This window comes from Aeribacillus composti, assembly GCF_007827555.1.
In the GTDB taxonomy this organism is placed as follows: domain Bacteria; phylum Bacillota; class Bacilli; order Bacillales; family Aeribacillaceae; genus Aeribacillus; species Aeribacillus composti.
The window spans coordinates 1-20670 of record NZ_VISS01000042.1 but is presented as its reverse complement, the minus strand read 5'-3'; the positions used below and the strand labels follow the sequence as shown (position 1 = coordinate 20670).

Below are 20670 nucleotides of genomic sequence, written 5' to 3'. Positions count from 1 at the left end.
AGAAAGGGCATAGTCTCGTCGAGTTCATTTACCATGCAGCGAAGCAAGATATTCCCATTGATGTTGTCAAAAAACAGCTCCATGTGGCATAAGGGATACCCTGTTTGTCTCTTTTGGTATGGTAATTATTGTTATGAAAATTGCTCATCTACAGTTATATAGTATTATTTACACGTAAACACATGTTAATATATGTTAATATTGTTAATAATTTGGAGGGATGCACTATGTTTTAAAAAGAGTTATGTTATTTTATTCATTTTCCTACTTTTAATGCCACTTGTTTTTTTATCAATATTCTTCGTGGAAAAAAATAATTATGTATATACTGTTGAAGAAATCATTGGAAATAAAAGTACTGAGAAAAAACGGATTATAAAAATAGCTATTGTCGATAGTGGTATAAATAGAAACGAAGAATTAGATGATAAAGTAGCTAAAAGTTATAATGCAATTAATGATTCCAGTAAAACTTTTGATGAATATAATCACGGGACTCCAGTTGCTGGTATTGTTGCTGGAAATACGATAGGAGTAAATCCTAAAGTGCAGTTATATGATGTTCAATTTCTTGGGCAAGATGGAAATGGACAGTTAGAGCATTTGATAAAGGGGATTGAGTGGGCTATTAGAGAAGAGGTAGACATAATAAATATAAGTTCCGGTTTTCAAAATTCAAATACAGAATTAGAAGAAGTTATAACTAAAGCAAATAAGCACAATATCCTAGTTATATCTGCTGCAGGTAATACATATGGATTTGGTGTTGAATATCCCGCAGGACTTTCAAATGTTTTTTCAATTGGATCCGTAAATAAAGATTTATCCAAAGCCTACTTTTCTGGAGAAGGAAAGATAGATTTTGTCACTTTAGGTACCAATTTAAAATCTATAACTAATAAAGGAAAATATGAGAATTTTGATGGTACATCTTTCTCAGCTGCCTATTTTACGGGGATGATTTCCTTGTTAATTTCCGAAATATCAGATAAAGAAGGAGCTTATCAGTTCATTACTAATGAATTAGAGAATTATGGATACGATTTAGGTGTTAAAGGATTAGATGAAAAATATGGGAATGGATTAATCCTTATAAAGGAATAATCTAAAGCATTTCGATATTACAGGTAAGGAGATATGAAAATGAAAAAATTTCTAAGTCTTTTAATAGCATTTGTTTTGATAGTATCTAACTTTTCCGGAATAGCAAGTAGTGTATCTGCTGAAACAATAAATGATTCTATAGATTCAGAGCTTCCAGAATCGTATGACCAATTACTTAGTGATTTTTTTACATCTGAAGAATTTGTAGAATCGATTACCCAAACCCCAGATATACCAAAAAAAATTTTCTCTAATAGTGATGTTGTAGACGTAATTAAAGAAGAATCTAGTCTAGTAAACGAAGTATTAACAAATGAAAGCATTGTTAATACTATCGTAGAAGATCCTAGTTTAATCAATGAAGTATTAACGAATGAAAACATTGTTAATACAATTGTGGAAAATCCTAGTTTAGTGAACGAAGTGTTAGAGAATGAAAGTAATGACAATACACTTGAACAAAGTGAAGACGTTGTCAGCACAATTACTGAGGACACTACTTTAGTAAGTGAAGTATTAAAAAATGAAGATGTTGCCAATACAATTGCTGAAGATCCTAGTTTAGTAAACGAAGTATTAGCAAATGAGAATATTGTCAACACAATTATAGAAGAACCTACACTAAAAAGTGAAGTATTAACAAATGATAGTGTTGTGCAAACTATTTTAGAAGATGAAAATTAGTTGATACTATATCATCAAATGACAATACAGTAGATACATTGCTAAGTAACGAAGAGTTAGTAGATAGTCTTTTAAGTGAGCCCGAAATTGCAGAAGAAATAAAGTCGGACTTGCTCACTGGTTACAATAGTGAATTAGAAGATTCATTAGGTAATAATGCAGAAAAAATTAAACCTACTATTCAAAACCTAGACAGCAATGGAATCAAACTTCAATTAGATATTGATACAGATGAATATGCTACGGATTTAATTATAGATTCAAATCTAAAAGGTAATGATATAACAGTTAGTTCCGTATTAGATGTTGGGGATAAGATTGAAAAAACAGTATATGATGTAAAAATAATTGAAAATACTGAAGAACAATTTAAAGCTATTTTAATAGAAAAAAATACTGGTGAACAAATAACCATCTCTGAAAATGAAGCTAAAGCATCTATAATAAGTGTTGTTGTACGTATAATTGGCGGAGCAATTAAGTATGTTTCCAAACAATCAGGTAAACAAGTTACAAAATCAGCTGCAAAAAAAGCTAAATTATCTTTTAGTAGTGGAAGAGCTGGAGAGAAGTATTTAGAAACATTAGTAAAAGTAAGAAGTAAACAAGAATATTTTAGAACTCCTTTAGGTGGTAGATATATAGACGTGCTCGATACTTCTGGAATTGGACATGAATCTAAAGTTGGTTATGTTTCGTTAACTTCAACTATAAGAAAACAGATTGATAAAGACGCCTTATTAATCAAAAAGAAGGAACTAAAAGGTGCTAAATGGCATTTCTTTAGAAGTGATACTACAGGAAAAGCAGGGGCAAGTAAACCTGTACTAAACTATTTGAAATCTAAAGGAATACCTTATAAAATTTATAAATAATATTTAGACTAGAGGTCACTAAAATTAGAATTGTGAATTTTAAGTGTACTAGTTCGTTTTGAATCACATGGGAACCTCTTTCTTTTAATAATAATATATAATTAAGATATAAAAGACAAAATGAATTTTTGGAGGAATACTAAATATGGCTTCCAATGACCGTCTAAATATGACTAATGCATTAAAAAAGATTGTTGTTCCTTATTTAAGAGAACATGGTTTTAAAGGTTCATTTCCACATTTTAGAAGGAAAAATGAAGATAATATTGACTTAATAACTTTTCAGTTTAATCGTTATGGTGGATCTTTTGTTGTAGTTTTAGCTATTTGCCCAATTGAAGGAGTAACAACGAGTTGGGGAGAAGAAATTCCGCCAAGTAAAGTGACTGCACACGATGTAGGTATAGATTACCGATATAGACTCACAGAAAATATAAAAGAATCCAATGAAACTTGGTTTAACTATGAGGATGCAAAGAATGAAGAAGATTTTGACTTAGTCGCATCAAGAGTGTTGAGTTTATTACATGTGTCAGACAGAAATTGGATTAAGAATCTTTTTAAATAATATAACTACTGATGCTAGTATAGTTTCATGGACACCCTTTAGTGAAATATAATATTAACGAAGGGATGTGTCCTGATATAGGTAACACAAGCGAAAAACGTAAACGTTATCATGCTGAATTTAAGGAAATGGTGGTTGAGCTTTATCAAACTGGAACACTAGTAAAACAGATCTTGATCGAATATGGCCTGTCTGAAACGACATTCTACAAATGGATCAGAAAACAAAAACCGGTTAAGGTGGATGACGGGGGCTCTTTTACCCCGGAAGAATTTCTGAACCTGCAAAAAGAATTGCATCGGCTGAAAGAGGAAAACGAAATCTTTAAAAAAGCTATGGTCATATTCGCAAAGAAGTAGATTCAAACCACTGTTATATCCATGATTGACGAGATAAGAGCCAGACACCATTATGACCTTAAAACCATGTGTACGGTCCTTGGCGTGCCGAGAAGTACCTACTATCAGTCCAAACAAAAAACAGAATCAAAAACAAAACGGAAAACCGGGAGCTGACAGACAGAATACGAAAAATCCATACGGAAAGCAAGCAGAGATACGGAGAACCGAAGATCCACCATATGCTTGAAAAAGAATGGCTCAAAGTCAGCCTGAAACGGGTTCAGCATTTGATGAAGGCTGCAGGCATTTATTCCATTATCAGAAAAAAGTATCGCCCCCATTCCAATAAGGGCAAGATGGAAGAACACGATAACCTGCTGAACCAGGACTTCTCAACGACAACCATCAACGAGAAATGGGTTACGGATATTACGTACATTCATACTTTGAGAGACGGTTGGTGCTACTTGGCTTCCGTAATGGATTTACATTCCAGAAAGATTGTTGGTTACGCTTTTGACCGTCACATGACGACTGAACTGGCTTTAAAGGCAGTAGAAAACGCTTATCAGGCACAACGTCCAGGTCCGGGATTGATCTTGCATTCTGATTTGGGATCCCAGTATACAAGCGAGAAATTTGTAGAATACATGGAAAAGAAGCAGTTCAAACACTCCTTCAGTAAAAAAAGGTTGCCCATACGATAACGCCTGCATTGAGTCTTTCCATGCAATTCTGAAAAAGGAAGAGATCTATAGAATCAACTATTTGAACTTTCAAGCTGCCAGAAGAGCCTTATTCGAATTTATAGAAGGCTGGTACAATCGGAAACGGATTCATAGCTGCCTGGGCTATATGACGCCACAAGAAACAGTAGACAGTATCAAAGGGCAGCGTAGTGCTCTTCACAATTTTACAAGCATCCGCTTTACATGGAGTGGGGGTGTGGTAGGCTTATTTGCCATGCGAAAGAATTCATTGCCCCTTTCACCCTTCGCATAACACCACGCCCGCAGAGGCTCCATGTCAAGCGACAAGCGATGTCAATGAGATCAAAATTAAATTTCACTTATTGGTGTCCAAAATACTGACTTAAATCCAGTTTAATTCTTTCTACAGTACTAGGACTAATAATTTAAAAGAGAATGGACATCGTTCCCCTCTTTTGCAGCGTCTAATACGAATATAAATTCACGTAAAAATGTCCTTGGAAGTACAGTGATTTCCTGTTCAAAGGCAACAGTAAATGATTCAACATATTGCTTAATAAATGTATCATCAATAACTGTCTCTGGTATCCATTTGTGTACCATACCGTGGATTTCCCTAACTTTATATGAAACTTCTATTAATTGTTCAGTTGAGAAACGGTTTAATTTCATCAATGGGGTTGAAAGTACACCACTAACCCTTCCATTTTTTGTGAAGATAAAGGTTTAATTCTAGAATATAAAACATCATGTTCTTTAATTGATCGATCCTCGTTTTTAATTAAATCATCCGTTCCAGTAAATAACATATAACATCCTTTCCTTACATACGATTCACTTATTCCTAGCAATTTAGCTAATTTGTAATTCGAGAAATCAGGATTCAACTCAATTGCTTGTCTAAGTTTTTCTAAGTTCTTATCCGTTTTATTGCGCTGTTCTTTTAAATACTCCTCACGGCTTTTTACGCCCATTTCCCGGCGTTTTTGTTTCCTTCTCCGCTTTTCATTCGCATCTATAATCGTGCTTAAATGGCGTTGTTCGTCCTCTGTTATATCTAACCATTCAATTAATTTTTTATTGCTGATATTATATCCAGCGCCAGGATACCCTTTTTCTCTGGCTATTCGGTTTGCTTCTTCGTTATTCCGTGCATAATAGGCCTTTTCAGCGCTTCTGGTGGATCTTCTTAAAGGCTCATTAAACTGTAAATTAAACGTTAGCGTTTGTTTTAAGGCTTCTTCTGGATCATTCAAAAAGCAACATAACCAATAACGGTACAAGAAACAAATTGTCTCACGATAACCAGTAACGTTATAATTGCGTAATTCAACCAGTTTTTCTAAGTCTAGTAATCTAGCATGATGCGATCGGAAGACGTTAAAAAGATGTTGTACCTTCTTTTTTCGTCCTCTTTTTTTAGGCTTTCCTGTTTTGGCTCAACCTCAAGTTCCGGTAAATACCTCAAATTGTAAACTGCACCATTAAATAATTGTAGCATGCCATCAGAAAAATGTAAGCGAATTTGAATCGAATATGATGTAAAAAAGTGTTGACAGAGGGGAAGGATAGTGGCATAATCCAAGTAAACGAATAAGAATTATAAAGTTAATAATAAAACTCTTATCAAGAGCAGGTGGAGGGATGAGCCCAATGAAGCCCGGCAACCGACTCATATGATGAGCACGGTGCTAATTCTCCCAACAGAGATGTTGAAAGATAAGAAGTTGTTTTGACAAAAAACCTCTTCTTATTGAAGAGGTTTTATTTATATAAAAAAATCTGAATGAAGAGGATTGAAAAAATGGGTCACGTAACAGCAGTATACCAAATCATTGCGAAACGAGAAGATTTAGAAAAAAAAGCAGAAGGCATTGCTCTTGGATTAACGGTAGGTTCGTGGACTGACCTTCCTCTTTTAGTGCAAGAGCAGTTAAAAAAGCATAAAGGACAAGTGGTTGAGATAAAAGAAACAGGCGAGGATCCATCCTCCGGCAAAACGATTGCACAGCTTCACATTCGCTTTCCGGGAGAAAACTTTTCTAAAGACATTCCTGCCATCTTAACGACAACTTTTGGAAAATTATCACTAGATGGAGAAATAAAATTACTAGATTTGCAGTTTGACGATGAGATCTTTCGGTATTTTCCAGGTCCTCGATTTGGAATTCAGGGGTTACGAGAAAAACTTGGCGTTTACGACAGACCGTTAGTGATGAGCATCTTTAAAGGTGTAATTGGACGTGATATGGATTACCTTCTTGCCCAATTGCGGGAGCAGGCTCTCGGGGGCGTCGACTTAGTAAAGGATGACGAAATACTTTTTGAAAATTCGCTCACATCATTTGAAACAAGAATAAAGGAAGGCAAAAAAGTTCTTGATAACGTGTATCAAGAAAAAGGGCACCGAACTTTGTATGCGGTCAATTTGACGGGAAAAACATTTGAATTGAAAGATAAGGCAAGAAAAGCAAAAGAATTAGGTGCCGATATTTTGCTATTTAATGTTTTTACATATGGCCTCGATGTGCTGCAAGCATTAAGGGAAGATGATGAAATCGCCCTCCCAATTATGGCTCATCCGGCGTTTAGCGGATCGTTTACTTCATCCGAAAAATATGGGCTCTCTCATTCCTTATTGCTTGGAAAATTGATAAGAATTGCTGGAGCAGATTTTTCGTTGTTCCCTTCACCATATGGCAGCGTTGCATTGGAGCGTGACAAAGTTTTAAAAGTGAAAGAAGAATTGGTGAAGGAATCAGTTTTAAAACCAGTTTTTCCTGTTCCATCTGCTGGCATTCACCCGGGTCTTGTTCCCATTTTAATTCATGATTTTGGAAAAGATTGTGTCATTAATGCAGGAGGCGGTGTTCACGGTCACCCGCAAGGTGCTCAGGGTGGAGGAAAAGCTTTCCGTCAGGCAGTTGACGCTGTTTCCCGGGGTGTTCCCCTTAATGAAGCAGCTGAAGACATAGAATTACAAGAAGCAATTCGGCTCTGGGGATGGAAGGAGGCACCGTCCAATTGAAGCCAGTAATATTTTGTGATTTTGATGGAACGGTGACAAAAAAAGATAACATCGTTAGCATCATGAAGCGTTTCGCTCCAAAAGAGTGGGAGCAATTGAAGGATGGCGTCCTTTCCCAGTCGATTAGTATTCAGGAAGGAGTCGGCAAGATGTTTGCACTTCTTCCATCTTCTTTAAAGGGTGACATCATTCACTATATTTTAGAAACTGCAGAAATAAGGGAAGGATTTCGCGACTTTGTTCATTATGCGAAAAACATGAACATTCCTTTATACATTGTCAGCGGCGGAATCGATTTTTTTATTAAACCGCTGTTGCAGCCTTTTGATTCTATTACCGCACTGTTTTGCAATAAAGCGGATTTTAGCGGAGAAACGATCACCATTCATTGGCCTTATACGTGTGATGAAAAGTGTCCCAACCAAAATTGTGGGTGCTGCAAACCGACAATTATTCGGCAAATTGCAAATGCTGACACTCATTCCATCATCATCGGGGATTCCGTCACAGATTTAGAAGCCGCGAAGATTGCAGATACAGTTATTGCACGTGATTATTTATCAAAAAAATGTCAAGAATTTTCTATTCCTTATCAATCTTTCGAAACATTTTACGACTGTATTGACATTTTAGAGAAGACAATAAACAAAACAAATTTCATAGAAGAAAAAGGTGGCGCAAAATGAGTGTCGTTTTAACTCGTGTTCATGAGCTTGCGGAGATTAAAGAGGAGCTTGCTGCGAGGGATTGGTTTATGGGGACAAGCGGCAATTTAGCCATAAAAGTTCAAGATTCCCCGCTTCAGTTTCTTGTGACCGCAAGCGGCAAAGACAAACGAAAAAAAACGAAGGAAGATTTTTTGCTTGTAGATGGAGAAGGAAATCCTGTAGGCGCAACACAGCTGAAGCCTTCGGCAGAAACGCTGTTGCATTGCGAAATATATAAAAGAAGCAAAGCCGGCTGCAGCCTGCATGTACATACGGTTGCAAATAATGTCATCTCCGAACTTTATGGTGACGCTGGGAAAATTGTATTTCAAGGACAAGAACTGATAAAAGCGTTTGACCGCTGGGAGGAAGATGCAGAATTACAGATTCCGATTATTTATAATTATGCCCATATTCCTACATTAGCAAGCACTTTGGGCGATTTCGTGAAGGAGGATAAAGGGGCAGTTCTTATTCGCAACCACGGAATTACTGTATGGGGAAAAGATGGCTTTGAAGCGAAGAAAATTTTAGAAGCTTGTGAATTTTTATTTCAGTATCAGCTTGCTCTTATTCAAGCAAAAGCCGGTCTCCTTGCGAGTACAGGAGCTTTAAATAATTAAACATTTTAAGGAGGTATTTTACATGACAACGATTAAAATTCAAGGAACAAACGAAGTTATCAGCAATCAAGAGGAAGTGATTTCATTTTTAAATCAACAAGGTGTTATTTACGAGCAATGGGATATTGCCAAATTACCAGAGCATTTAAAAGAGAAATATCTTTTAAATGATGAGGAAAAACAAACGATTTTACAATCTTTTGAAAATGAAATTAAAGATATTTCAGCAAGACGCGGCTACAAAGCTTGGGATGTCATTTCTTTAGCAGATCATACGCCAAACCTTGAAGAGCTGCTGAAAAATTTTCAGCGTGAACATCATCATACAGATGATGAAGTGCGCTTTATTGTAAGCGGCCATGGAATTTTTGTTATTCAAGGACAGGACGGGAAATTTTTTGAAGTGCATCTTAATCCGGGAGACCTTATTTCTGTTCCAGAGGGCAGACGCCACTATTTCACATTAGCTGATGACCGAAAAGTTGTTGCGATCCGCATCTTTGTGACAGAAGAAGGCTGGGTGCCAGTTTACGAAAAAGAAGAAGTAAATTAAGTTTACAAAAAATTTATGAAAAAGCGGCTTTAAACATTCACAGCTGCAAGCTTAACATCATCTTTTTCATATAACTGGCTGCTCTTCGGATACACAATTCATCCAGCTCAGTGAACAATGTTCCTGAATGCAAAGAAACTATGAAAATACCACAGCGGCTGCTGACCCGGTTTTAATAGGTTTACACATTTTTGCGAAGAAGCTTGCAGCTAAAAGAGCACCACAAAAATAGGCTTGTCTTATGTTACAAGAGGATATAGTTTCACTTGAAAACCAAGTAAACACAGATAATTTATCAAGTATTATGGCGGGATGGGGAAAATCAAGAATAAATGATGCAGATTTATATTTTTAGGAAGGGGCTGTCTTAGAAAGACAAAATCCACTGAAAACGAAACATCATAAGCATTGATATATCAACGTTTCTAAAACATTAAAGGGGCGTCTATAAGCCGGAAAATCGACTTATAGACAGCCCCCTCTATTTAATGGATGCGGCGGCTGCTTTGGATCTAGAAATCCGAATCCATTTGGAGCATTTGCCGAAATCGGCTTTTACAAGCAGGTGACGAAGTGGTCTTGTAATAATGTCGTCCCCATATTGTGAATGGATATTATGAAAGACTCTTTTTTCACTTTATGACAAACAAAGATAGAGGAGGGAATTTTTTTGAAGGATTTTACAACATATTTTACGATGACTGAGCAAGATGTCATCGAATATGTACAGAAAAAACTCGATATTTTTGAACAAAACGCAGAATTGGAATGTCGAGAGATTGGCGATGGCAACTTAAATTATGTATTTCGTGTCGTTGATCAAAATAGCGGCCAGTCTGTCATTATTAAACAAGCTGGTCCGGTTGCGCGTATTTCAGACGCCTTTAAAGTTTCGCCAGATCGCAATCGGATTGAAAGCGAAGCATTGAAGCTGCAAGGGGAATTAGCGCCTGGATTTGTACCTAAGGTTTATTCGTATGATCCGATTATGAATTGTTGTGTGATGGATGATCTATCTGACCATGAAATTATGAGGACAGCTCTTTTAAAACATAAAAAATTTCCTTTGTTTGCCGACCATATTACAACGTTTCTTGTCAACACCTTATTGCTTACTTCAGATGCCGTTATCGATCATAAAGAGAAGAAAGCATTGGTGCAAAAATTTACAAACCCAGAATTATGTGAAATAACAGAAGATCTCGTGTATACAGAACCTTTTTACGATTGTGAGCAAAATGATGTATTTCCAGAAACGAGAGAATTCATCCGTGAAGAAATTTGGAATGATTCAAAGCTTGCATTGGAAACAGCTAAACTGAAGTTTGATTTTATGACAAAAGCACAGTCCCTCCTCCACGGCGACCTTCATACCGGTTCCATTTTTATAAAGGAAGATTCAACAAAAATAATCGATCCTGAGTTTGCTTTTTATGGACCTGCTGGGTTCGATATTGGGAATGTGATTGCAAACCTTATTTTCGCCTATGTAAATGCAAGCTTTACAATTGAAGATCAAGAAACAAAGGAAGACTACTTGCAATATATTCAACAAACAATCTCAGACGTAATAGAGCTGTTTACAAAAAAATTTTTACATGCTTGGGATGAGAATATAAAAGAAAGAACTGCAAGTGCACCTAGTTTTAAAGAATGGTATTTAAATTCCATCCTTGAGGATGCCTCAGCCGCTGCTGGACTTGAATTATGCAGAAGAATTATTGGGATCGCCCATGTAAAAGACATCACGTCAATTGAAAATAAAGAATCCCGAGCTTTGGCTGAAAAAATTTGTTTAACAGCTGGTAAAACCTTTATTCTTGAACGGGCAAACATTCGTACAGGCGACGACTTTGTGAATGTTTTATTACAAAGTGTCCGCAAATTTATTGAAGGGGAAAAGTTTTATGACAGCAGTAAAAGCCATTCAATCCGTACAACTGGATGATGAAAACAATACGGTGATCATACTCGACCAAACGCTATTGCCGAATGAGAAAGTATTTCTGCATCTTTCTACTCCAGAAGAAATATGGGAGGCCATTTACCATCTGAAGGTTAGAGGAGCGCCTGCGATCGGAATTGCTGCTGCATTCGGTGTTTATTTAGGCACGAAGCAATCAAAAGCGTCGACTTATGAACAGCTTTTGGATGATTTTCAAAAAATCAAACAGTATTTGGCTTCATCGCGGCCGACAGCAGTGAATTTATTTTGGGCTTTAGATCGCATGGAGGATAGACTCAAAGTAGAAAAAGACAAAAGCATCGAGGAAATTAAAAACGCACTGAAGGAAGAAGCAGAACATATCCGTAATGAGGATGAGCAAGTCTGTTATTCGATCGGGGAGCATGCCCTGTCATTATTAAAACCCGGCTGGGGTCTTCTGACCCATTGCAATGCAGGAACAATTGCGACGGCGAGATATGGGACTGCGTTAGCTCCCATCTACTTAGGCCAAGAAAGAGGCTACCATTTCAAAGTTTTTGCAGATGAAACAAGACCGCTTCTTCAAGGTGCACGTCTAACTGCATGGGAATTGCAGGAAGCTGGTGTGGATGTAACGTTAATTTGTGACAACATGGCATCCATTGTGATGAAGGAGGGAAAAGTACAAGCGGTTTTAGTCGGGTGTGATCGAGTTGCCGCAAACGGAGATACTGCCAATAAAATTGGAACTTCCGGAGTGGCAATCTTAGCAAAATATTATGGAATCCCGTTTTATGTTTGTGCTCCGCTTTCAACAATCGATTTAGATTGTTCGACAGGGGAACAAATACCGATCGAAGTGAGAAAAGCAGAGGAGATCACGTCAAAATGGTATGAAAAACCGATGGCGCCGGAAAATGTGCAAACATATAATCCGGCATTCGACGTGACCGATCATGAACTCATTACGGCAATTATTACAGAAAAAGGGATTGCCTATCCACCCTTTACAAAAAGTTTAAAACACATGAAAAGCGTTTAATTGCCTTTTCATACAAAAACCCCTTAAAAGGGAATGCTTTCACATTCTTTTAAGGGGTGTAAAATTTTATTCGAAATATAATTCCGGACGTCTGTCTTGAAAAATAGGAATGGTTTTTCTTACACGGTCAATTTCTTGAAGATCCAGTTGGGCGTAAAAAATTCCTTCATCTGTTTGATCATGAACAAGAAGCTCGCCCCAAGGGGCAATGACCATTGAGTGTCCATTAAATTCATTATTTTGATCCGCTCCGACCCGGTTTACTGCTACAACAAACATTTGATTTTCAACTGCCCGTGCTTGGAGAAGCAATTGCCAATGGTCAATTCGCTTTTTCGGCCATTCGGCAGGAATGAACATAATGTTTGCACCTTTTAATGCATGGGTGCGAATCCATTCCGGAAAACGCAAATCATAACAAATAACACCGCCGCAAGTGATGCCGTCCAGCTCAAATATATTTACTTTTTGGCCGGCACTCATAAATTTATGCTCATCCATCAATTTAAACAGATGGGCTTTGTCGTATTCAGCGGTGATATTTCCGAATCGGTCGACAACGTACATGGTATTAAAAAATTGTCCGTTTTTTTTCGTTGCAACTGAACCGCCGACAATATTGACATGATATGTTTTAGCAAGGGATGTCAGCAGCTCAATTGTTTTTTCTCCATTTTTGTCTGCAAGCTCATCAAGCTGATCAAGGGCGTATCCTGTATTCCACATTTCAGGCAAAACAATTGTATCCGCTTGATGGTTTGCTGCTTCTATTATATTTTTTTGAGCGATTTCATAGTTTTGGTCCGGTTCGCCTAAAATGATATTCATTTGTATACAAGCAACTTTCATGATTTTCAGCCCCTAGACATTTTTATATAAAGACTATAGAATTTTTATGATAATTTCAACTATTTTTATAAAAAAAGGTGGATTAGAGTGGAGATTTCAGAACGTTTAAAAAAGCTTCCAACACAATTTTTCTCTGCCCTTGTGAAAAAAGTGAATAACGCTGTAGCTGAAGGAAGAGATATTATTAATTTAGGACAAGGAAATCCTGACCAGCCGACTCCCCCGCATATCGTCAAAGCGCTGCAAACCGCAGCAGAAGACCCGAAAACACATAAATATTCACCATTTTCAGGTCTGATTGAGTTAAAACATGCGGCTAGTGAATATTATAAGAAACAATACGGTGTCGATATAGATCCGGAAAAAGAAGTGGCGATTTTATTCGGTACGAAAACTGGACTTGTTGAATTGCCGATGTGCCTATTAAATGAAGGAGATCTAATGCTATTGCCCGACCCGGGTTATCCAGACTATTTATCAGGCGTTGTTTTAGCCGGGGCTCAATTTAAAACGTTCCCGCTGTTGGCAGAAAATCGGTTTTTACCTGATTACAACGCCATTCCGTTGGAGGATAAAGAAGCGGCAAAATTGATGTATTTAAACTACCCGAACAATCCGACAGGAGCAACGGCCGATCTTAAGTTTTTTGAGGAAACGGTTACGTTTGCAAAGAAGCATCGAATTTCCGTTGTCCATGATTTTGCGTACGGTGCGATCGGCTTTGACGGCAAAAAACCGACCAGCCTTCTTGAAGCGGAAGGAGCTAAGGACATCGGCATTGAAATGTACACATTGTCGAAAACCTACAATATGGCCGGCTGGCGCGTTGGATTTGCTGTAGGGAACCAGAATATCATTGAAAGTATTAATCTTATTCAAGATCACTTATATTGCAGCCTTTTTCCAGCAATACAATTAGCAGCAGCTGCCGCATTAACAGGCGATCAGTCGTGTGTAGAGGAGCTTGTCTCCCTTTATGAAAAACGGCGAAATACGTTTATCAATGCTATTCGGCAAATTGGCTGGAACGCCCAAGCTCCGAAAGGATCATTTTTTGCCTGGCTCCCTGTTCCGAAAGGATTTACTAGCGAAGAGTTTGCCGATTATTTGCTTGAAAAAGCAGATGTCGCCGTTGCGCCAGGAAACGGCTTCGGGCAATATGGAGAAGGATACATACGCGTTGGTTTATTAGTTGATGAGAGCAGGCTTTTAGAAGCGGTTGATAGAATTCGCAAGCTGAACCTTTTTTAACTGCTGCAATGAATGTTGAAACACTCTCCTTATCCCCCTAAAAAAATGATCAGCACGTGAATGCCTTTCCAATCAAAATTAAAAGAAGTATAATAAAAATTGTGTTAAGTGGGAGTTTTTTGACTGAATGTAAGGGGGATAAGCGGGATGGAAAAATTATATGAGAGTATGTATCAATTAATTGTGGAAACGTCTACAAAATTGCCGAAGGATGTCCGCCGCGCTATTTTGAAGGCGAAGCAGCGTGAAAATGCTGGTACAAGAGCTGCGATGTCGCTGGCCACGATAACCGAAAATATTAAAATGGCAGATGAAAATGTATCGCCGATCTGCCAAGATACCGGATTGCCGACATTTAAAATTAAAGTGCCAGTCGGTATCAATCAAATTCAAATAAAGGAAACAATAAAAAAAGCGATCGCTCAAGCGACGAAGGACGGGAAGCTTCGCCCGAACTCGGTCGATTCGCTCACTGGAGAAAATTCCGGCGATAACTTGGGCGAAGGGCTTCCAGTCGTAAAATTTGAACAATGGGAAAAAGATTATATGGATGTTCGCTTAATATTAAAAGGCGGCGGCTGCGAAAACAAAAATATTCAATACAGCCTGCCGTGCGAACTAGAAGGATTGGGAAGAGCCGGCAGAGATTTGGATGGAATCCGCAAATGTATTTTGCATGCGGTATATCAAGCACAAGGCCAAGGATGCAGCGCAGGATTCATTGGAGTTGGAATCGGTGGAGACCGTTCATCGGGGTACGATTTAGCGAAAGAACAATTATTCCGCGAAGTCGATGACGTAAATCCGAACGAAGAATTGCGGCAATTGGAAGAATATATTATGGAAAATGCAAACAAGCTTGGCATCGGAACGATGGGATTTGGCGGGGAAACCACTTTATTAGGCTGCAAAGTCGGCGCAATGCACAGAATTCCTGCGAGCTTTTTTGTTTCTGTCGCATACAACTGCTGGGCATTCCGCCGTTTAGGCGTGCATATCGATCCAAATACGGGTGAAATCATAAAATGGCTTTATCAAGATGGAGAAGATGTTGATTTTCAAGAAAATGCTGCACAAGAAGAACATTTAGCATCAACGGACTCTGAAAGACGTGTCATCACGCTGCAAGCGCCAATTACAGAAGAACAAATCCGCGAGCTGAAAGTCGGCGACGTTGTTCGCATCAACGGAATCATTTACACAGGAAGGGATGCCATCCATAAATATTTAATGGATCATGATGCGCCGGTTGATTTAAACGGTCAAATTATTTACCACTGCGGACCTGTCATGTTAAAAGATGAAAACGGCAATTGGGAAGTGAAAGCGGCCGGGCCGACCACTTCCATTCGCGAAGAGCCTTATCAAGGGGATATTATGAAAAAATTTGGCATCCGTGCGGTAATGGGCAAAGGCGGCATGGGGCAAAAAACGCTGCAAGCTTTAAAAGAGCATGGCGGAGTATACTTGAATGCGATTGGCGGTGCTGCTCAATATTATGCGGATTGCATCGAAGCGGTTGAAGGTGTTGACTTGCTGGAGTTTGGAATTCCAGAAGCTATGTGGCATTTGCGCGTAAAAGACTTCACGGCCGTTGTCACAATGGATTCACACGGCAACAGCCTGCATGAAGACATTGAAAAATCGTCATTAGAAAAGCTTTCTCAATTTAAAGAGCCGGTATTTAGCTAAATATTAAACTCAATGCCATAGCCAGATGATTGGCTATGGTATTTTTTTGAAATCAAGATGGAGCATAATTCCTAAAAACGGATAAAGACTAATAGTAAAAATAATGGAAAGGAGATTCACAGCTTGAATTATTTCCGGATTTTATATTGCTCTGTCTTGTTATTTTTTTCTTTTTTTAGCTGCGCCTCTGCTGCTGTCAGCAATCACCCGATTCATTGGGGTTTTCAAAAAAACAATAATCATCAGCCTCCTGATGCCGGGAAAGAATGGAATGAACTTTTAAATAAATATGGAGCGTTTTATTTAGGAGATCCCAGCAAAAAAGAGATTTATTTAACGTTTGATAATGGCTATGAAAACGGCTATACATCGAAAATTTTGGACGTACTGAAAAAGCACGATGTACATGCGACGTTTTTTGTAACAGGCCATTATTTAAAAACAGCCCCTGATCTTGTAAAGAGAATGGTGAAAGAAGGGCATATTGTCGGCAATCATTCATGGAGTCACCCTGATATGACGACAATAAGTGCTGATAAAATAAAGAAGGAGCTTGATGCCGTCAGCGACAAAGTAAAGGAGCTTACAGGCCAAGAAGGAACAGTATATGTGAGACCGCCAAGGGGCATTTTTAGCGAACGCACACTTGCATTGTCCGAAAAATACGGTTATCGCAATATTTTTTGGTCGCTTGCATTTGTCGACTGGAAGGTGAATGAACAAAAAGGCTGGCGATATGCATACGACAACATTATCAATCAAATTCATCCGGGCGCGATCATTTTGCTGCACACCGTATCAAAAGACAACGCTGATGCGCTTGATGAAGCGATTAAAACTTTAAAACAGCAAGGCTATACTTTTAAAAGTTTAGACGATCTAGTGATGGAGAAAATGTTTGAAAGTCCATTTCTTTATTAATAGAAGCGGATTATGTGATATAATAGCTCCGAAAAAATACGATAAAGGTCGGTAAAAACATGTGGAATGTGACGATAAAAGCGGCGCCGCCGTATGACTTCGACCGCGTGTTAGAGCGTCTTTCACTTGATCCGTTGAACAAGGTGGACGTGCACAAGCGAACCGTCCTTGTTCCTCTTTATAGTGAAAAAGAAGAACCTTTTGTTGCCGCTGTAAAAGCAATCGGATCGAAGGAAAACCCAGTATTTGAAATATCAGGGGAACAGGATGAACAAAAAGAACGAGCCATCCATGAGCTGACACGCATATTTCAATGGAAGAATTCGCTTAAAACCGTTCAAGATCATTTCCTGCAAACCAACCTTGCTCCGCTTTTTCAAGAGCATGAAGGGACGCCGCTCGTGTTAGATTTTCATCCGTATGCTTGTTTAATGAAATGCATTATTCATCAGCAATTAAATTTATCATTTGCCTATCAGTTGACGACCGCTTTTGTGCAAACTTTTGGTTTTAAAGTAGATAATGTATGGTTTTATCCCAAACCGGAAACAGTAGCCAAATTGAATTATGAGAATTTGCGGGCGCTGAAATTCAGCATGAGAAAAGCGGAATATGTTATTGATACCTCCAGACTGATTGCAGAAGGAGCACTGCCGCTTCAGGCCTTCCATGAATGGAGCGATGATGACATTATGAAAAAATTGGTTCAAGTGCGCGGCATCGGCCCGTGGACGGTGCAAAATTTTCTTTTATTTGGGCTAGGCAGGCCGAATCTGTTTCCTGCTGCTGATATCGGCTTGCAAAATGCGGTCAAGCATTATTTTCAACTGGAAAAGAAACCGACAAAAGAAGAAATGGAAAACTACAGCCGCGAGTGGGCTCCTTATTTAAGCTATGCAGCTTTTTATTTATGGCGAAGCATCGAAAAGAGACGGGGAGAAGCGAAATGAAGATAAAAAATAGATCGGTATCTGTGACGATTCAAAAGGGACAGCAATTTCCGCTGACCATTAAGCGGCTTGGCATTAACGGAGAAGGTGTCGGGTATTTTAAGAAACAAGTCGTCTTTGTCCCGGGAGCTTTGCCCGGGGAAGAAGTGGTCGTTCAAGCAGAGAATATTCAACCAAATTATGCAGAAGCCGTTATTAAAAAAATACGGAAAAAATCCCCTCATCGTGTGAAACCGCCCTGCATCTATTATGACCGATGCGGAGGCTGCCAATTGCAGCATTTGCAATATGAACAGCAGCTTGCTGCCAAACGGGACATTGTCATTCAAGCGCTTGAGCGCCATACGAACCTAGAGGTTGACACCCTCGACATCCGTCCGACAATCGGTATGGACGACCCTTGGCATTACCGCAATAAAAGTCAATTTCAGCTCGGAAATGAAAAACAGCAAGTGATAGCGGGCCTGTATGGTGCGAATTCACACAAGCTTGTTCCAATTCACTCTTGCATGGTCCAGCACCCGCTGACAGATAAAATTACCCAAACGGTAAAACAAGTACTGGAGGATTTTCACATTCCGATTTACCATGAGCGAAAACGGACGGGCATCGTTCGCACAATCGTTGTACGCGCCGGAGTTCAGACGAACCATGTGCAAGTCGTCCTCATTACAAAAGGGGAAGAATTGCCGCGAAAAGAACTGATTGCAGCGGAGATCATGAAGCGCGCGCCGGAAGTAAAATCAGTCATGCAAAATATAAATGGAAGCAAAACATCGCTGATTTTCGGCGACAAAACGGTTTTGTTAAAAGGTGAAGAAGTCATCCAAGAAACATTGGGCGACCTTTCCTTTGAACTTTCCGCCCGCGCTTTTTTCCAGCTTAACCCGGTGCAAACGGTCAAACTTTATGACGAAGTCAAAAAAGCAGCAGGTTTAACAGGAAGCGAAAAAATCGTAGATGCCTATTGCGGCGTCGGCACGATCGGCTTGTGGCTGGCAAAGGATGCAGCAGAAATCAGAGGAATGGATGTCATTGAAGAATCCATCCGTGACGCGAAAAAAAACGCCGAAAAACACGGGATCAAAAATGCAACATATGTCACAGGCAAAGCAGAAACATGGATGCCAAAATGGGCAAAAGAAGGCTGGCGCCCAGATGTTGTCGTCGTCGACCCTCCCCGCACCGGCTGCGACCGAGCGTTTCTCAAAACAATCAAAAAAGTGAAGCCAAAACGATTCGTTTACGTCTCATGCAATCCGTCCACCCTGGCAAAAGACATTCAATTTCTTTCCAGCTTGTACAAAGTCGAATACATCCAGCCCGTCGACATGTTCCCGCACACGGCGCATGTGGAGTGTGTTTCACGGCTAGTGTTAAAAAATGATTGAGCGTGTTTAAACTTTTACACACTAAATCGGCGTAAGCTTGTGGTAAATTTTAACATTTTGGTTGTTATCTACTTCTATCCGTTCAATAAAAGGGAGAAAGAAAGTGTCTGCTGAAAATCAAGTAATTGTATCAAACTCCCACTCTGCCATTATCTTAGAGAAGATTTTGAAGCTGTACAAGCATAAATGAAAATTAGAAAGAGGACATAACTGCTCCTAAAAAGCATTTATTTACTAATATTGCTTTTTGTGCAGACTGTGGAACAGGCATGTGGTACAGACAAAATCGAAAGGGATATATATGTGGGGGATACGGTAGGCATGGAAGCAAAAAATGTAGTCACCATGCTATTAAAGAAAGTGGCCTTAAATCAATTATCCTTTCTGATCTAAAAAAATACGCAAGGGAAATCAGTAAAGAAGGTTTAATAAAGAAACTAGAACAACAAACGGTGAGAGCCGAGAAAACGACGAACAAAAAGCTAGCTAGCATTGAAAGGGAAATGAAACGGCTAGTTGAAAGAAAAAGTAAATTTCTCAACCTGTTAGCAAATGAAATCATTACTAAAGCTGATTATCAACGGGCTATTGAAGAAATCAATAGAGAATTGAAAAGACTGTCTGCTCAAAAGACTGAATTACAACACTCATTGGAAAGTAAAAATATCCATGAGGAAATTGCTAAGCTAAAAGCCGAGTTAGACAAATACCTTTTGTTCAATGATTTAACAGAGGAAATGCTACACCGATTTGTTAGAAGAATTGAAATAAAAGCAGATGGAACACCGAAAATCTTTTACAGATTTTCGGCTCTTTCTGCTTAATTTTTCCTCAAAACTATCTGCGACACACATTCAACATGGCTCGAGTTGATAGAATTGATGTCTGCCTAATTTGCCTGTTTGGGAAACATGTCCATGGACCTTTTATTACTATAGAATGTCATTACAATATAATTTACAAAACCAACCATCATCATGAGCAAGATAAACAAAATTATTATTTATTCGATTAAAAAATGGTGTTATTAAGGATTTCCCAAAATGAGGCAAATATAAAATTTCAGTCATTGTGATGTCTTTTTGAAACAAAAGAATGACGGTTGTTCCAAGCGTATCGTTTGAGCACTTATATGGAGCCACGGTTGTTGTTTAAACTCGCCATTAGATCACGTGTCGGATATTTAGGTCACCAAAATCGGTGTGTAACTTACGAGAATAAGAACCATTGCGCGAATTACCTGAGTTAAAGCCGATACGATCGTACTTTTCGAAGTCTAAAAAGAATGTTAGTTCTGTCGCAAGTAACGTATTCACTGCCGTTTCTAAATGCGTACGGAAAACCTCGGTGATATCTTGTTTGTGTGAGTAAAATGTTTGTGGGAGAAATTCTTAGAATTCCCCGATGAGGGGGTTGGGAACGTAGGTTCGCAATCCCCCTCATCGGGGCCACCA

At 38.7% G+C, this 20670-nt stretch carries 19 protein-coding genes, 2 pseudogenes and 1 riboswitch; of the genes and pseudogenes, 17 read left to right on the top strand and 4 right to left on the bottom strand.

Features of this window, described 5'->3' with window-relative positions:
• Window positions 1–192: 192 nt before the first annotated feature.
• The 5 genes and pseudogenes from FB379_RS17035 to FB379_RS17015 form a co-directional block, all read left to right on the top strand.
• Entirely contained in the window at window positions 193–1104 is a 912-nt protein-coding gene (locus tag FB379_RS17035; protein WP_144598489.1) for a S8 family peptidase, read from the top strand.
• 39 nt (window positions 1105–1143) lie between these two features.
• Window positions 1144–1788, top strand: coding sequence for a hypothetical protein (locus FB379_RS17030; RefSeq protein ID WP_144598488.1), 645 nt, complete (start codon window positions 1144–1146; stop codon window positions 1786–1788).
• A gap of 38 nt (window positions 1789–1826) precedes the next feature.
• A complete protein-coding gene (locus FB379_RS17025; RefSeq protein WP_144598487.1) occupies window positions 1827–2663 on the top strand; it encodes an SAR2788 family putative toxin in 837 nt (278 codons plus the stop codon).
• A gap of 145 nt (window positions 2664–2808) precedes the next feature.
• The gene (locus FB379_RS17020; RefSeq protein ID WP_144598486.1) at window positions 2809–3231 is read left to right on the top strand and encodes a DUF4304 domain-containing protein; all 423 of its coding nucleotides are present in this window, start codon (window positions 2809–2811) and stop codon (window positions 3229–3231) included.
• Window positions 3232–3296: 65 nt separating this feature from the next.
• Window positions 3297–4451, top strand: a pseudogene (locus FB379_RS17015) (IS3 family transposase); the annotation flags it as partial.
• A gap of 248 nt (window positions 4452–4699) precedes the next feature.
• On the opposite strand, the gene FB379_RS17010 reads toward FB379_RS17015, so the two are convergent.
• Together FB379_RS17010 and FB379_RS17005 are read right to left on the bottom strand one after the other, a co-directional pair.
• Window positions 4700–4954 carry a BREX system ATP-binding domain-containing protein gene (locus FB379_RS17010; protein ID WP_242009363.1) on the bottom strand — a complete coding sequence of 85 codons (255 nt, stop codon included), beginning with the start codon at window positions 4952–4954 and terminating at the stop codon, window positions 4700–4702.
• Window positions 4954–5538, bottom strand: coding sequence for a hypothetical protein (locus FB379_RS17005; protein WP_144598484.1), 585 nt, complete (start codon window positions 5536–5538; stop codon window positions 4954–4956). The genes FB379_RS17010 and FB379_RS17005 overlap by 1 nt, the downstream gene beginning before the upstream one ends.
• Window positions 5539–5902: 364 nt before the next feature.
• Window positions 5903–6008, top strand: a riboswitch (SAM riboswitch).
• Window positions 6009–6086: 78 nt separating this feature from the next.
• Between FB379_RS17005 and FB379_RS17000 the strand changes: the two genes are divergently transcribed.
• The 6 genes from FB379_RS17000 (at window position 6087) to mtnA (ending at window position 12162) form a co-directional block, all read left to right on the top strand.
• Complete coding sequence (locus FB379_RS17000) at window positions 6087–7310, top strand: 2,3-diketo-5-methylthiopentyl-1-phosphate enolase (RefSeq protein ID WP_144598483.1); 1224 nt, start codon at window positions 6087–6089, stop codon at window positions 7308–7310.
• Window positions 7307–7996 (top strand): 2-hydroxy-3-keto-5-methylthiopentenyl-1-phosphate phosphatase, encoded by a 690-nt coding sequence (locus tag FB379_RS16995; protein WP_186439276.1) that lies wholly within the window; start codon window positions 7307–7309, stop codon window positions 7994–7996. The genes FB379_RS17000 and FB379_RS16995 overlap by 4 nt, the downstream gene beginning before the upstream one ends.
• The gene (locus FB379_RS16990) at window positions 7993–8640 is read left to right on the top strand and encodes a methylthioribulose 1-phosphate dehydratase (RefSeq protein WP_063386760.1); all 648 of its coding nucleotides are present in this window, start codon (window positions 7993–7995) and stop codon (window positions 8638–8640) included. The genes FB379_RS16995 and FB379_RS16990 overlap by 4 nt, the downstream gene beginning before the upstream one ends.
• A gap of 22 nt (window positions 8641–8662) precedes the next feature.
• The gene (locus FB379_RS16985; RefSeq protein ID WP_063386759.1) at window positions 8663–9193 is read left to right on the top strand and encodes a 1,2-dihydroxy-3-keto-5-methylthiopentene dioxygenase; all 531 of its coding nucleotides are present in this window, start codon (window positions 8663–8665) and stop codon (window positions 9191–9193) included.
• 670 nt (window positions 9194–9863) lie between these two features.
• The gene (gene mtnK, locus FB379_RS16980; protein WP_144598482.1) at window positions 9864–11141 is read left to right on the top strand and encodes an S-methyl-5-thioribose kinase; all 1278 of its coding nucleotides are present in this window, start codon (window positions 9864–9866) and stop codon (window positions 11139–11141) included.
• Complete coding sequence (mtnA, locus tag FB379_RS16975) at window positions 11101–12162, top strand: S-methyl-5-thioribose-1-phosphate isomerase (RefSeq protein ID WP_144598481.1); 1062 nt, start codon at window positions 11101–11103, stop codon at window positions 12160–12162. Before mtnK ends, mtnA begins: the two co-directional genes overlap by 41 nt.
• Window positions 12163–12228: 66 nt before the next feature.
• Here the strand turns inward: mtnA and FB379_RS16970 are convergent, their stop codons facing one another.
• Window positions 12229–13011: a carbon-nitrogen family hydrolase gene (locus tag FB379_RS16970; protein ID WP_144598480.1), complete on the bottom strand. Its 783-nt coding sequence runs from the start codon at window positions 13009–13011 to the stop codon at window positions 12229–12231.
• A gap of 87 nt (window positions 13012–13098) precedes the next feature.
• Between FB379_RS16970 and FB379_RS16965 the strand changes: the two genes are divergently transcribed.
• The 6 genes from FB379_RS16965 to FB379_RS16940 all read left to right on the top strand — a co-directional run bounded on the left by FB379_RS16965 (window position 13099) and on the right by FB379_RS16940 (window position 20040).
• Entirely contained in the window at window positions 13099–14262 is a 1164-nt protein-coding gene (locus tag FB379_RS16965) for a pyridoxal phosphate-dependent aminotransferase (RefSeq protein WP_144598479.1), read from the top strand.
• Between the two features lie 147 nt (window positions 14263–14409).
• Window positions 14410–15954 (top strand): fumarate hydratase, encoded by a 1545-nt coding sequence (locus FB379_RS16960; protein ID WP_144598478.1) that lies wholly within the window; start codon window positions 14410–14412, stop codon window positions 15952–15954.
• Between the two features lie 123 nt (window positions 15955–16077).
• A complete protein-coding gene (gene pdaA / locus FB379_RS16955; RefSeq protein ID WP_327856984.1) occupies window positions 16078–16875 on the top strand; it encodes a delta-lactam-biosynthetic de-N-acetylase in 798 nt (265 codons plus the stop codon).
• A gap of 59 nt (window positions 16876–16934) precedes the next feature.
• Window positions 16935–17825, top strand: a complete 891-nt coding sequence (locus FB379_RS16950) for a DNA-3-methyladenine glycosylase family protein (RefSeq protein WP_144598477.1) — start codon at window positions 16935–16937, stop codon at window positions 17823–17825.
• A complete protein-coding gene (gene rlmD / locus FB379_RS16945) occupies window positions 17822–19216 on the top strand; it encodes a 23S rRNA (uracil(1939)-C(5))-methyltransferase RlmD (protein ID WP_066247757.1) in 1395 nt (464 codons plus the stop codon). The genes FB379_RS16950 and rlmD overlap by 4 nt, the downstream gene beginning before the upstream one ends.
• Before the next feature lie 206 nt (window positions 19217–19422).
• On the top strand, window positions 19423–20040 hold the full coding sequence (locus FB379_RS16940) for a recombinase zinc beta ribbon domain-containing protein (RefSeq protein ID WP_327847654.1): 618 nt from the start codon (window positions 19423–19425) through the stop codon (window positions 20038–20040).
• 234 nt (window positions 20041–20274) lie between these two features.
• On the opposite strand, the pseudogene FB379_RS16935 reads toward FB379_RS16940, so the two are convergent.
• A pseudogene (locus tag FB379_RS16935) lies at window positions 20275–20577 on the bottom strand (transposase); the annotation flags it as partial.
• Window positions 20578–20670: the final 93 nt, after the last annotated feature.

Coding starts and splice junctions, on each gene's coding strand:
- mtnA (WP_144598481.1), top strand. CDS start 11,101: ATGACAGCAGTAAAAGCCATTCAATCCGTACAACTGGATGATGAAAAC.
- FB379_RS17035 (WP_144598489.1), top strand. CDS start 193: ATGTTAATATTGTTAATAATTTGGAGGGATGCACTATGTTTTAAAAAG.
- FB379_RS17010 (WP_242009363.1), bottom strand. CDS start 4,954: ATGAAATTAAACCGTTTCTCAACTGAACAATTAATAGAAGTTTCATAT.
- FB379_RS16990 (WP_063386760.1), top strand. CDS start 7,993: ATGAGTGTCGTTTTAACTCGTGTTCATGAGCTTGCGGAGATTAAAGAG.
- FB379_RS16985 (WP_063386759.1), top strand. CDS start 8,663: ATGACAACGATTAAAATTCAAGGAACAAACGAAGTTATCAGCAATCAA.
- FB379_RS16950 (WP_144598477.1), top strand. CDS start 16,935: ATGTGGAATGTGACGATAAAAGCGGCGCCGCCGTATGACTTCGACCGC.
- FB379_RS17030 (WP_144598488.1), top strand. CDS start 1,144: ATGAAAAAATTTCTAAGTCTTTTAATAGCATTTGTTTTGATAGTATCT.
- rlmD (WP_066247757.1), top strand. CDS start 17,822: ATGAAGATAAAAAATAGATCGGTATCTGTGACGATTCAAAAGGGACAG.
- FB379_RS16970 (WP_144598480.1), bottom strand. CDS start 13,011: ATGAAAGTTGCTTGTATACAAATGAATATCATTTTAGGCGAACCGGAC.
- FB379_RS16960 (WP_144598478.1), top strand. CDS start 14,410: ATGGAAAAATTATATGAGAGTATGTATCAATTAATTGTGGAAACGTCT.
- FB379_RS17020 (WP_144598486.1), top strand. CDS start 2,809: ATGGCTTCCAATGACCGTCTAAATATGACTAATGCATTAAAAAAGATT.
- FB379_RS17000 (WP_144598483.1), top strand. CDS start 6,087: ATGGGTCACGTAACAGCAGTATACCAAATCATTGCGAAACGAGAAGAT.